The organism is Gemmatimonas sp., assembly GCF_031426495.1.
Classification (GTDB): Bacteria; Gemmatimonadota; Gemmatimonadetes; order Gemmatimonadales; family Gemmatimonadaceae; genus Gemmatimonas.
Window position 1 is genome coordinate 126351 of sequence record NZ_JANPLK010000084.1, and the last position, 13568, is coordinate 139918.

The following is a 13568-nucleotide window of genomic DNA, read 5'->3' on the forward strand; positions in this document are numbered from 1 at the left end:
CGAATGATGCAGCGGTGGACGGACCATTTTCCCTTTCGCATGCCCAAGACCCACCCTCCCAAGTTGTCGTCGGTTCTCCCGGTGCTGATGGTCCTCGGCGCCGTGTTCCCCGGCGCGCGTGCCGCGCAGGCGCAAGTGGACTATCGGAATATCGATTCCGGCAGGCCCGTGCGAATCGGTGACGCCACCCCCACCGCGCGCCGGTCGCTCGAGGTGAACCTGGGCAATGGCCGCGTACAGCAGCTGTCACAGGGGCGGTATCGCCTTCAGCTGGAACCGCGCGTCACGTATGGGCTGCTGCCGCGCACGGAAGTCTCGCTGCGCTCGCCGATCTTCTTCAACGAACGAGCGCTCCGTCCGCGGGCCGGTGTGGCCGGTGTCGGCGTGGGCTTCGAGCATCAGCTGCGCATCGAATCGCTGCATCTGCCGGCTCTGGCCGTTGGCAGTGAGCTGTTCGTACCCACCGGTCCGCAGGCGCTGCCGCCCACGTACTCGGTGCGTGGCATGATGACGCGCTCGTTTCCGGTGGGACGCATCCATTTCAACGGTGCGTACGGCAATTTCAACGTGCGCACCCCGGTCGGCTTCGAGAAGATCCTCCCGCCCATTCACGGCGCCTGCAGTGTGGCGCCGACGGAATTGGCGATGACGGTGCGGTTCGCCTGTACGCCGTCGTCGTTGCTGAGCGCGGCGGTGCCGGGTGCGACGCAAGCACATGATCGCTGGCTGTTCGGCATGGCGGTCGACAAGTCGCTGCCGCTGCGCTCCACGTTGCTCATGGCCGACGTGTTCGGACAGAAGTACCGCAGTATCGGTCGTCCGGTCGACTGGACGGGTGAAGTCGGTATTCGGACGCAGATCTCGCGAACGATCGTGTTCGATGCCGCATTCGGCCGCCTGTTCACCGGTGAAAGCCGCGGCACGTTCCTCACCTTCGGCACGACGATCAGTCGTGCCCTTACGCTGTAGGCAATCATGCTTCTTCGCACCTCGACACGGCCGCGACCGTTCGTGCGCGCCCTACTGGCGGCCACGTTCACGTGCAGCGTGATCTCCGCGGTGGCGGCCACCCCGGCGCAGGCACAGGCCCGGAAGTACTTCGAACAGATGTATCTGCCGGGTTCGCACAGCTTCGCGTTCAACACGATGTATCCGCGCGCCAGCTATCTGTTCAATGCGTTCGACTACGGGCACGCCATTCTGTACGAACGGTTGTGGCGCTCGCCGAGTACAGCCGCGCGTGATCTCGACGGACGTGAGTACGACCTGTTGACCCAAAAGCTGCTGGAAAAGCCGCCGCGCGTGCCACTCGATGAGGCCGCCGTCGGACCGTCCTGGGCGTTGCTGGCACCGGAAACGCTGGCCATGTTCAGCTGGGCACACATGCTGCACCGGCAGCTGTACGACGTGCTCGTGCACGACGCGGGCAAGCCCGCCGAGCGCGACGCGCACGTGGCCGAGCTGGTGCGCTACTACAAGACGCGCCCCTTGCTCGCGTTCAGCTCGCACCCCAAGGACATGAACTTGATGGAGGGGCAGTCGTACTCCCTCGCCTTTCGCAAGCAGAATCCCAAGTTCAATGGCCTCGTCTGGTCCTATCATTGGATTCAGATGACGCTGTACGAAGCCATGCTGGCCTCCGAGGCGAAAGCGGACATGGACGTCAACGTGAATGCGGTCGTGGACCGCTTCTACGAAATGACGCGTGGGGGAATCGACAAACTGCCCACCGTCATGCCGATGTCCCCGGCGATTGCGCCCGACTTCTCGACGCGTTATCCGGAAGCGGCCATCATCTTCGACAACCTGCATTCGCTGCACGACGTGGTGTCGGACATTCTGGCGAATCCGAATGTTCCACGCGACAAGAAGCGCGCCACGATACTCGACGCGTCAAAGCAGTATCGCGATTCCACGACCAGCGTGACGACCGTCGACGAGTGGGTGTCGATGGGGCACGCGATGGGACTCACGCAGCAGGGAGGCCCGGCGCCGGTGCCGCGCCGTCCGGCACCGAAGGCTGCGGCACCGCACAAACATCCAGGTTCATGATGCTTCACACGTTTCGATCCGTTGCCCGTCGCGTCTCGACACTCGCCATGATTGCAATCGTGGCCGCATGTGGCGGTCCGGCACCGACCGATGGAGATCCGAGTCTTCCGGCGCAGTCCGCCAACGGCTACTGGGTCGGGATCGAGCAGGCCGGCGCGCTGCATCTGCACATCGTGTTCGTGCAGACTGGTACCACCTTGACGATGCAGCCCAGCTGCACCGCCGAGCGGTGTGCCCTGTACCCGTTCAGTCAGACGGGCGTCGGGTTCGTCGGCAACGATCTGCCCGTCACGTTGACGGCGGTGACCGGTTCGTTCACCAATCCGACAATCACGTTCACGTTCACGCTCAGCAACAATCGCCGGTTCACGTTTACGGGGCGCATGGCGGAGGACAAGTTGATGACCGGCAAGATCAGCGGGCCGACCTTGCCCGAAACCACCATTACGTTCGAGAAGAGAAGCACGACGTGATGGCACCCGTTCGAACCGTGCGGGCATGGTTGCTGCTCAGTGCGGCGGCGCTGCTCGCCTGTAACGGCGGAGACTCCACGGGGCCAGACGTGATCTCCGCACCGACCGGTGTCACGGTCACGCTCACCTCGCTGACATCGGTGCGGGTCGATTGGACCGCGAATCCCGCACGTGAGTCGGTACAGCGGTATACCGTGCTCAGGAATGGGTCGCCGATTCGCGACGTGACCGTGCCGACCTATATCGATTTCGGACTGACCGAACTGCAGACGTACGTCTACACCGTGGTGGCGGTCGGCAGCGGTTCCGCCCAATCGGCGCCGTCGGCCGTGACGGCGCAGTCAACCTTCACGCTGCCCGACCTGACCGGCCCGACGATCGCGAGCTCCGTGCCCGCCGCGAATGCCACCAACGTCGCCATCACGGCACCGATCAGTGTGACGGCCAGCGAGCCGCTCGATCCGGCGACGGTGTCCAGCGAGAATGTCGTCCTGCGCGCGACGGGAACGACCGCGAGCGTGCCCGGTGTCGTCGCCTACACGGCCGGCGCGTCGTCGTTCACCTTCACGCCCTCGATCCCGCTGACGCCGAGCACCGCGTACACGTTCGACGTGTCGACGGCGTTGCGTGATCGCGCCGCCAATCGACTCCTCGCGGCCTATCGGGTGCCATTTACTACCGCCGCGCCGATCGATGCGACCCCGCCCAGCGTCGTCGCCTTCTCACCAGTTGCGGGAGCGGTCGATGTCTCCGTCCGGACCACGGTGACGGCCACGTTCAGCGAGGCGATGAACGCCGCGACCATCAACTCGACGTCGATGACGTTGGCGCCGACGGCCGGCGGCGCGGCAGTCCCGGCGACAGTTTCGTATACGGCGGGTACGCGCACCGCGACGCTGACGCCGACGGCGCCGCTCGCGGCGTCTTCATCGTATACGGCACGCGTGACCACGGCGGCAGCAGACGCTGCCGGAAACGGATTGACGGCGGTGTCGACGTGGCAGTTTGTCACCTCGGCGCCGGTCGACGAGTCCGCGCCGACCGTCACGTTGGTCTCTCCCGCTGCCGGAGCAACCAGTGTCCCGTTGGCTGCCGTCATGGCCGTCACGTTCAGTGAAGCGATGAATCCGGCGACGATTACCGCGGCGACGGTCACCCTCACCCGTGCGCCCGGGGCGGTGCCCGTTCCCGCCGTGGTCGAATATGCCGCGGCTGCCAACCGTGCCACCCTCACGCCGGCGGCACCGCTCACCCTAGGCGCCAACTACACCGTGACGGTGACCACCGGCGCGCGCGACGTTTCCGGCAACCCGCTGGCGTCTCCCTTCACGTCGACGTTCGCCACGCTCGCGGCCGATGTCATTGCACCGACGGTGACCGGCACCTTCCCGTCGAGTGGCGCGGTCAACGTGAACCCCACGGCGACGCTCACCGCCACCTTTAGTGAGACGATGCAGGCGGCATCACTGACTGCCGCGGCCTTCGTGGTGCGCACCACCACGGGCGGGACGGCGGTCGCAGGATCGGTCAGCTACAACGCCGCGACGCGCACGTTATCGTTTGCACCGACCGCGCGACTGGCCGGCAACACAGGGTATACGGCAACCATTACCACGGCAGCCCTCGACTCCGCCGGCAACGCGCTCGCGGCGGCACGGGTGTTCACGTTCACCACGGCGGCGACCACCGACGACACACCGCCGCGCGTGGCGAGCTCTGTTCCGGCGGAGAACGCGGCGGGCGTCGATATCATGACGACGATCGCCGTGCGCTTTGATGAAGCGATGGACGTGACGACGATGACCAACGGTGCCGTCGTCGTGCGGGTGGCCAATACGGTCGAGTTGCTCAGCGGCAGTAGTACGTACGACTCGGGCACGAATACGCTGACGTTCCGACCAACCGCGCCCTTGGAGTATGTCACCACGTACACCGTGTCGGTGGGTGGAGGTGCACGTGATCTGGCCGGCAATCGTGTGGAGCCAAAGTCATTCAACTTCCAGACGCGGCCCGCACCGGCGCGCGTGGAGACGTTCACACCGTCCGACCGCTCCAGCGACCACGACGCCGCTACGCCCGTGTCGGTCACGTTCAGCCTGCCGATGATCTCGAGCACGATCAACGCCAGCACGTTCATCCTGCGCAGCCGCAATACCGCACTGCTGGTGCCGGGCACTGTGTCGTATAACTCCGCCACCCGCACCGCCACGTTCACGCCGTCGTCGCCGTTGGCGAACAACAGTGGCTACGTCGCCACCGTGACGACGGGGGTGACCGACGTCAACGGCCAGGCGCTCGAGGCGCAGGCGCAGTCGTGTTTCACCCCGCGGGCCGGCGCGGTGACCGCCGTGTCGATGAGCGGCTTCTGGTCGGGTGAGTCCGCCTGCACGGATGTCCATTGGCATGTGCGCCTCGTGCAGAGTGGTAGTGCGCTCTCCCTCGATACGACGGGTTGCGACGCGCCGGCGAACGCCGGTCGATGCCAGCTCTCAGCGCTCAATGCCGAAGGCGCGCTGGCGCTCGGTGGGCAGAGCAACGTGCGCATTGCCTCGGTCACCGGAAGCGTGTCGGGCAACGCGGTGACCTTCACGCTGACCGGCTCGAACGGGCTCACGTTCACGTTTACAGGAGCGTTCACCAACGCCAACGGATCGCCCAATCCGTGGATCATTGGAAGCATCGGTGGCGCGACGCTCCGGCCGGTCGGAATCACGTTCGAGAAGCAGTCGCCGTAGTGAGTGCGGCGGCGCCGTTTCTTTCGGTAGTGGTGCCGGCCTATCGCTGTGCGGCGTACCTGCAGCAGTGTTTGCGCGGCCTGCAGGCCAGCGATCTGCCGCGCGCGTCGTGGGAACTGATCGTCGTGGATGACGGCAGCCCTGACAACACCGCTGATGTCGCGCGCACCGCGGCCGATCGTGTACTGCGCGTGGCCGATGGCCCGCGTGGTCCGGCCCACGCCCGCAACATGGGTGCACGCGCCGCCACGGGTTCGGTGCTGGTGTTCATCGACGCCGACGTCGTGGTGGCGCCCCACACGCTACGCGGTTTTGCGTCGCACTTTGCGGCCGATCCGACACTCGGCGCGGCGTTCGGTGCCTACGACGACGCGCCGGCAGAAATGGATTTCATCTCGCAGTACCGCAATCTCCTGCACCGCTACGTGCATACGCTGCATCCCGGCGAGGCCGACACGTTTTGGGCGGGCTGCGGTGCGGTGCGGCGCGACACGTTCCTCGCGGTTGGTGGGTTCGACGCCGTGCGCTATCCGCGCCCGCAGATCGAAGACATCGAGTTGGGCTATCGGCTGCGCGAGGCCGGTGCGCGCATCGTGCTCGATCCGGAGCTGCAGGGCAAACACCTCAAGCGATGGAGCTTCGGGAACATGGTGCGCACTGATCTGCGAGAGCGCGCCATTCCCTGGATGCACCTCATCCTGCGTCGCGGCGAAGCGATGCAGCGCGGACCGCTCAACCTCCGCGTGCGCGAGAAGCTATACACCATCTTCACCGCGATCGGGGTCGCGGCCACGATGGGTGCGTTTGTGTTCTGGAACAACGCCTTGGCCTACATCGGGGCATTCTGCGTGGTGGTCGTGTTGCTGGGGAACGCCGCGCTGTTGTCGTGGTTCGGCTCGCGTCGTGGTTTCTTCTTCGCTGTCGGTGTGGCGCCGCTGCGATTGCTGTACTACGCCGAGGCCGGTCTGGGTGCCGCTTGGGCGATCGTGACCCACAGACCGCAAGTCGAACCCGTCCGGCTCCCTCCGCTCGCGGCGTATGAGCAAACGGCGTCGTAACGCGGCACCGTCACCCGACACGGGAACGTCGTCGATACCGGGAAGCGCGGCCGCGGAGTTGCCCTCGGCGGTGAACTGGGAACGGGTGTGCTTGGCACTGCTGGCCTTGGTGCCGTTGCTCGTGACGGCGTGGCAGCTGCTACCGGAGTTCACGACACCGGTGCCCGCCAGCAATGACCTGGCCTTGCACTGGCAGATGGTGCAGGGCGCGAGTCGGGAGATGGCGCACTGGCGCAATCCGCTCGATTTCTGGATGCCGCAGCTCGAGCTCGGCTACCCGCAGTTTCTGTACTACCAGAATCTTCCGCACCTCGTGGTGGCGGGCGTGCACCGCCTGCTGTTCGGGCTCGTCGAGTTGCGCACGGTGTTCGACGGCGCGCGCTATCTGCTGCTGATTGGATTACCCCTCACCGTGTACTGGTCCATGCGCCGCATGGACTTCTCGGTGCGCGCCGCGGCCATCAGTGCCGCCGCGACCACACTGTTCGCCAACCGCGATGGCTACGGCTTGGAGTACGACGGACAGCTGTGGCTCGGTCGCGGTCTCTTCACACAATTGTGGGCCGAGCATCTGTCGTTGATCGCGATGGCAGGACTCTATCGCCTCATGCGCACGGGACGTGGGTACGCCGGCACGATTGCCGCCCTTGCCGCGCTGGCGCTGTCGCACTTCATCTGGTCGTACATGATGGCGATGACCGGCGTGTTGCTGTGCGTATTGTTGTCGACGCGTGACACGTGGAAGGCGAACCTGCTACGTCTCATCATCGTGGGCGCGCTCGCCATGGCCATCTCGGCGTACATGCTGATTCCGTTCGCGACGAGCTCCGGCAGCTATCTCGCGATGTTTCCCGGGATCACGGCGCCTGATCTTGATGAGAGCCGTTCGCTGCTCAGCGCGCTGCAGCGCCTGGTGATCGACGAAGATCGTTGGCCGATCCTGACGGCACTGTCGCTGACGGGCGGCGTGGCGGCGCTTGTCATGCGGACCCGTTCGGCGCGTTTTGCGCTGGTCGGTACACTCGTGTGGTTGCTGTTGTACCAGTTCCGCCCCACGGAAGTGAATTGGCTGGGGCGCGTACTGCGGTACGACGGGCATTTGGTGTACCGGTTTATCGGCATCGCCGATGTGTTCTTGCTCATGCTGATCGGCGTCGGCGGCGAGTGGATCTGGCGCGCCATGGTGGATCGGCGGGTGGGACGCGTCGACGCACCGGCAACCGCCGCGCCGCGTTCCCTCGGCGCCATGTTGGCCGCCACCGCACTGCTGCTGGCGATCCTCTCGCCGGCAATGCGCGACCGCGCCACGTTCTTCGGTCGCGACGGCCGTGCGATGACCGCCACGCGCGCCGCGTTGGCGGCCGATTCTGATCTGACCACCGTGCTCGATACGATCGCGGCGCAACCGGGCGGGCGCGCCTACATGGGCCTGGCCAGCAACGGCGGCAAGCAGTGGCGCATCGGTCCGCTCATTCGCGCCTACGACGTACTCAAGGACCGCGGACAGCCCGCCGTCGCCCCGCTGTTTCAAGGGTTGTCGCTCAACGCCGATATGGTCGTGAGCTTCCGCGATCGTGACCCTGCACAGTACGACCTGCTCGACGTGCGCTACGTGGCCTTGCCGAGCGGTGCACCGGTGGACGGATTTATGACGCCGCTCGCGCGCACGCCGCGCTACACGGTGTATCGCGTGGCCACGACCGGCATGGCGACCTACGGTGCGGTCGTGGAGCGACACGCCGCTGGTTCACAGCTCGACCTGCTGCGCGGCGTGGACCAATGGAGCAAGAGTGCAGGGCCAGCGGCAAAGCAGTTCATCCGCTGGGACTTCCGCCAGCCGGGCGGCGCGTCGATGCCCACTGGTGCCTGTCCTGGCGGCGGTCGCACGCTGTCGGAGCATGCGGACGCGGGCATCATCGACCTCGTGGTTGCGTGCGATTCGCCGTCGTCGCTCATCATCAAGACGACATATCATCCCAATTGGCGCGTTACCGTGGATGGCAGGCCGGTGTCCACGTACATGGTGTCGCCGGTGTTCATCGGTATCGATCTGCCGGCGGGGCAGCACACGATTGCGGCACGCTACACGATGGCCACTGGCAAGTGGATCCTGCTGGCGTTCGGTGCGCTGGTACTGGCGATCGTGTGCATGGTGCGCGACCGGTTCGACGCGCTGCCGCGTCGATTCCTACCAGTCTAACGTGACGCCCTTCTGGCCGGGATTCCAGCACTGTGGACTTACCCCGAAAAAGTGGACGCGTAATTGAAAGGAACTACGCGGCCTTCAGTAACTGCGCTTCGTACTCCGCCGGACTGACGTACCCCAAGGTCGAGTGCCGTCGCTTCCGGTTGTACCACGTCTCGATGTACCGGAAGATGGCGCGTCGCGCCTCGTCTCGGGTGTGCCAATCGTGCGTCATCACCAGCTCGAACTCGAGCGTCGCAAAGAAGCTTTCGGCGACGGCGTTGTCATAACAGTCGCCCTTACCGCTCATGCTCGCCAGCATGCCGTGCGCCGCCAGTTCCGTACGATGCGCGGCAGACGCGTATTGACTCCCGCGATCACTATGAAAGATCACGCCCGGCGCCGGCTGCCGTGCCTCCCGCGCCATCCGCAGCGCGCTGAGCACCAGGTCCACCTCCATGGTGTCGCGCATCGCCCACCCGATGCAGCGCCGCGAGGCGAGATCCAAGACGGTCGACAAGTACAGAAACCCTTCGCGCGTCGGGATATACGTGATGTCGCCCACCCACACCTGATTCAGCGCCACGCCGTGGATATCGAACTGCCGGGCGAGCCGATTCGGCGCGATGGGATCGGCGTGATTTGAGTCGGTGGTGGTCACGCGACGGCGCGTTCTCGGTCGCGCCGCCAACCCAGCCTCCTGCATCAGACGCGCGACGCGCTTGGTGCTCGTGGGCAGTCCCGCCGCGCGCAGTTCGTGGTGCACGCGCGGAGCGCCATACGTCTCCCCGCTCTCCGCGAACGCGATCTGCACATGAGCCATCAACACGTCGTCGATCACCGCCCGCCAGCTCTCCGGTCGCCGACGATACGCGTAGTACCCGGACACCGACACCTCCAACACGCGGCACATGAGTCGCACCGGGAACTCGTCCTCCTGACGAGCGATAACGGCGCACCTCAACGCGACTCTTTCGCGAAGTACACCGGGGTGAGTTCAACCGATCCGTGCAACAGCTTCGGCGAGTAGTGAACGCGACGCCTACGAGGCGCTGGCGTCTCTTGAGTTTCTGAGCTACCTGTGCGGCAGTGAACCAGACGGACGGCGTTATTGACCGGATCACGAATTTCTGAGTTACCTGTGCGGCAGTAAACGTGTCGTCGGCCTATGCCATCACGCTCGTCATTTTCTGAGCTACCTGTGCGGCAGTGAACTTCCAGCGCTGCACGGCTTTCGCCGGCAGAGATTTCTGAGCTACCTGTGCGGCAGTGAACCGGGGCGCGCACTCACGGTGCCGCCGACGGATTTTCAGAGCTACCTGTGCGGCAGTGAACTCGCCCGATTCGCGGGCAATAGTCGCGGGCTATTTCTGAGCTACCTGTGCGGCAGTGAACCGTTCCGCAACGCCACGCTGGCGACGGTGCAATTTCTGAGCTACCTGTGCGGCAGTGAACAAATCCCACGGCTCGTACGCGTACGCCTGCTTTTTCTGAGCTACCTGTGCGGCAGTGAACATGGCCCGCGCATCCTTCCCCGCTTGGAGCATTTTCTGAGCTACCTGTGCGGCAGTGAACACTCCGAACCGGATGGTTCCGCGAGAGCCGAGTTTCTGAGCTACCTGTGCGGCAGTGAACCAAAGAGCGCGACGGCTCCGAGCATACGCACTTTTCTGAGCTACCTGTGCGGCAGTGAACAGATCATCCCACGCTGTTCGCGCGTCGGTGAATTTCTGAGCTACCTGTGCGGCAGTGAACGACTCGTACGAGCGCATTGCCGCCGCGTATGATTTCTGAGCTACCTGTGCGGCAGTGAACTGATCTCGGATAGCGCGTGACGGTTCGGGTTCTTTCTGAGCTACCTGTGCGGCAGTGAACCACCACCAGGACGAATGCGGACACACTCGCGACTTCTGAGCTACCTGTGCGGCAGTGAACCGAGCAAACCTGACCGATCGGTCGTTTCGAGATTTCTGAGCTACCTGTGCGGCAGTGAACGTTGCGGCTGGCGGTCGGATGCGTGGCGTGGATTTCTGAGCTACCTGTGCGGCAGTGAACATTCAGGAAGTCGGGGGCGCTTCGACCACGATTTTCTGAGCTACCTGTGCGGCAGTGAACACGACCGTCATCAACTTGGGCGGCGTAATCGTTTTCTGAGCTACCTGTGCGGCAGTGAACTCGGAGATCAAGGCCAAGAAGTCGACCGGGAATTTCTGAGCTACCTGTGCGGCAGTGAACGACACGGAAGAGGCGGCCGACTCGGGGTGTGTCCCGACTTCAGTTGAAACTCGGGTGAGTGCCTTGTGAAAACCGCTCACGCAACCGCGAGGCGGACGGGGAGTTTGCCGGTCAGCGCGCGCTGGAGCAAGGACAGGTGTTTGCATCCTTTCACGCGCCGGAAATGCTTTTCGATGTGCAAGAGCGTGGCCGCGCACCATCGCTGCTTCTGATCGCTCGTGCGCCAGCGTCCCACCCGGCGCGTTTTGGCGTCGACGCGAGCCATCACACTTTCGATGAGATTGGTGGTCTTGAAGCTGGTGCCGAGCTCGGCGAAGACGTCGAGCCGATGCAGCGTCAGCGTGTCCTCGAGGCCCTCCTCGAGACTACGCGCCGCCGACTCGTTGAGCTTCGCCAATTCGGTCACAAGTTTTTGCAGCGCGCGCTTGGCGTCCGCGTAGGTGGCGTGTTGGTACGCCGCCTGCAGCTTGCGCCGCCAGATCACCTGCAGGGGCTTCGTCAAATAGCTGACCACGTTTTCCCGCTTGTGCCACTGGCACCGCTGCACGGGCACATCGTCGCCGAACACGTCGCGGACGGCGGCGCGCAGCCCCTTGGCCCCATCGAGCACCACCAGCAGGCCGGTGGGCGCACGGAATCCGCGCTCGATCAGCTCGCGGAGAAACGCGGCACACACGCGCTTGTTCTCGGTGGCGGTTTGCACGAGTCCCAAGACGCGCTTCTCGCCGGTGATCGTAACGCCCAACGCGATCACGACCTGATCGGCCGCGAACGACTTGCCATCGAGCAAGAGGACGAGCCACTCCGCATCATCGTGGCGCCGCTCGTGGAGCGCCTGCAGCGCCGTCGCGCTCGCGCGAATGAAGCGGCGCGAGACGCTCGACTTCGCGAGCCCAAACGCCTCGGGCACCGCCTCCGCCGCCCCCTCGTACTCCCGACACGACACCCCGCCCAACACGCGACGAAACAAGCCCACGTCCTGCGTGCGCGGCGTTTGCAACTGCGCGTACGTCGTGAGCGCCACCTCGGTGCCGGCGCGAACGTCCCGGACCCGCGGCACGGTGATCGGTACTTTCTGGTCCAGGAGAAAGATCGAGCCCGCTTGCGAGCCCCAGCGGGCGATGCCGCCATGGCCGTCGGCGTGGGCATACCGGGCGCCTGCTAACGCGACGACCTCCTGCTGCAGGGCGTCCTCGACCGCGCGGAGGCCCAACGGAATCAACGCCTGAATCAGCGCCACGGCGACCGACCGGTCGTCCACCGACGCGGACGGCGGTCTCACGTCGGCCGCGGAGGAACGCTGGTGCGCGGCCGCCTTCTTTCGTACTCTTCGCATGGGTGGTGCCCTCTGTAGTGAAGTGCGAATCCTGGCCGGGATCAACGCTTCAGTATGGAGGCACCACCCGAATTTCAACTAGACCTGGGACAGACCCCCGACTCGATCACGATTTTCTGAGCCACCTGTGCGGCAGTGAACGCTGAGCCGACACGGTTGGCCCGTACTCGAGATTTCTGAGCTACCTGTGCGGCGGTGAACCTCACATGGCCGTGCGATTGGGTGCCTGAACATTTCTGAGCTACCTGTGCGGCAGTGAACAAGCGACCATGTTGGCCGGTGCGTTCGTGAAAATTCTGATCTACCTGTGCGGCAGTGAACGTCTCGCGGTCCGGGGCGTCGTCGGTGCGGAATTTCTGAGCTACCTGTGCGGCAGTGAACGCGGCGATCGGCACGTACACGGCGGGCGATGTTTTCTGAGCTACCTGTGCGGCAGTGAACATGCCCGCCGTAAAGCTGTTGGCTATGTTCGCTTTCTGAGCTACCTGTGCGGCAGTGAACGTAATGGCCCCAGTGGCCGCACGTACTACAGCTTTCTGAGCTACCTGTGCGGCAGTGAACGGCGCCGAGTTCACACGACAGCGTTTCCGTTTTTTCTGAGCTACCTGTGCGGCAGTGAACCTGCGGAACCACGCTCATACGCCTCTCGGTGATTTCTGAGCTACCTGTGCGGCAGTGAACTCCAGTTCAAGCCCAATCAACGCGCCGAGTTTTTCTGAGCTACCTGTGCGGCAGTGAACCGGATAGCTCATCGTGCTGCGCTTTGGCGATCTTTCTGAGCTACCTGTGCGGCAGTGAACTCTACCCACAGCTCGCGGTCCGGCGCGTCGTCTTTCTGAGCTACCTGTGCGGCAGTGAACATCGATGAGAACTACACGCTGGTCGTGATGCATTTCTGAGCTACCTGTGCGGCAGTGAACTATGCAGCAGCATCGGCGACCTCCTTGGCGAATTTCTGAGCTACCTGTGCGGCAGTGAACGCGTTCAGGTCGACCAAATACTCCGCCACGAATTTCTGAGCTACCTGTGCGGCAGTGAACATGCTCGGCTCGCGCTTCGGCCTGTTCGCGTATTTCTGAGCTACCTGTGCGGCAGTGAACGATGCTTGTCCTTGATCCACTCGCGCAGAATCTTTCTGAGCTACCTGTGCGGCAGTGAACCAGTTCGACACCCTGACGAGCAACGACCTGATTTTCTGAGCTACCTGTGCGGCAGTGAACCTGTTCGATCTGGAGGGACTCAGTGCGTTCGATTTCTGAGCTACCTGTGCGGCAGTGAACGCGTACGTACGCCCGGCTGGTATCGCGCCAATTTTCTAAGCTACCTGTGCGGCAGTGAACTTGGCCGTCCGCACCCGCAGCGCCCACGAGAATTTCTGAGCTACCTGTGCGGCAGTGAACCCTCGCTGGCGGACCTGTTCCGCGAAGCCGTCTTTCTGAGCTACCTGTGCGGCAGTGAACGAAGCGCGCACGCAAAAGGGCACCGTGGCTGCTT

8 protein-coding genes and 2 CRISPR repeat arrays are annotated in these 13568 nt (G+C 64.2%); of the genes, 6 read left to right on the plus strand and 2 right to left on the minus strand.

Features of this window, described 5'->3' with window-relative positions:
- The first annotated feature begins 39 nt into the window (after positions 1–39).
- From RMP10_RS22605 to RMP10_RS22630, 6 genes are read left to right on the plus strand one after another with little or no spacing between them, the layout of a single operon-like run.
- The gene (locus RMP10_RS22605) at positions 40–969 is read left to right on the plus strand and encodes a hypothetical protein (protein WP_309671503.1); all 930 of its coding nucleotides are present in this window, start codon (positions 40–42) and stop codon (positions 967–969) included.
- Between the two features lie 6 nt (positions 970–975).
- Positions 976–2052, plus strand: coding sequence for a hypothetical protein (locus tag RMP10_RS22610; protein ID WP_310572331.1), 1077 nt, complete (start codon positions 976–978; stop codon positions 2050–2052).
- On the plus strand, positions 2049–2525 hold the full coding sequence (locus RMP10_RS22615; RefSeq protein WP_310572332.1) for a hypothetical protein: 477 nt from the start codon (positions 2049–2051) through the stop codon (positions 2523–2525). Before RMP10_RS22610 ends, RMP10_RS22615 begins: the two co-directional genes overlap by 4 nt.
- Entirely contained in the window at positions 2525–5260 is a 2736-nt protein-coding gene (locus tag RMP10_RS22620; RefSeq protein WP_310572333.1) for an Ig-like domain-containing protein, read from the plus strand. Before RMP10_RS22615 ends, RMP10_RS22620 begins: the two co-directional genes overlap by 1 nt.
- A complete protein-coding gene (locus RMP10_RS22625; RefSeq protein WP_310572334.1) occupies positions 5260–6318 on the plus strand; it encodes a glycosyltransferase family 2 protein in 1059 nt (352 codons plus the stop codon). Before RMP10_RS22620 ends, RMP10_RS22625 begins: the two co-directional genes overlap by 1 nt.
- Positions 6299–8518, plus strand: a complete 2220-nt coding sequence (locus tag RMP10_RS22630) for a YfhO family protein (RefSeq protein ID WP_310572335.1) — start codon at positions 6299–6301, stop codon at positions 8516–8518. Before RMP10_RS22625 ends, RMP10_RS22630 begins: the two co-directional genes overlap by 20 nt.
- Positions 8519–8591: 73 nt before the next feature.
- Here RMP10_RS22630 and RMP10_RS22635 read toward each other — a convergent pair whose 3' ends face one another.
- Positions 8592–9467: an IS3 family transposase gene (locus RMP10_RS22635; RefSeq protein ID WP_310572336.1), complete on the minus strand. Its 876-nt coding sequence runs from the start codon at positions 9465–9467 to the stop codon at positions 8592–8594.
- A gap of 103 nt (positions 9468–9570) precedes the next feature.
- Positions 9571–10738: a CRISPR direct-repeat array (repeat unit 28 nt; unit sequence TTTCTGAGCTACCTGTGCGGCAGTGAAC).
- Positions 10739–10814: 76 nt separating this feature from the next.
- Positions 10815–12074, minus strand: a complete 1260-nt coding sequence (locus RMP10_RS22640; protein ID WP_310572337.1) for a transposase — start codon at positions 12072–12074, stop codon at positions 10815–10817.
- A gap of 113 nt (positions 12075–12187) precedes the next feature.
- Positions 12188–13534: direct repeats of the CRISPR family, unit length 28 nt; unit sequence TTTCTGAGCTACCTGTGCGGCAGTGAAC.
- The last annotated feature ends 34 nt before the right edge of the window (positions 13535–13568 follow it).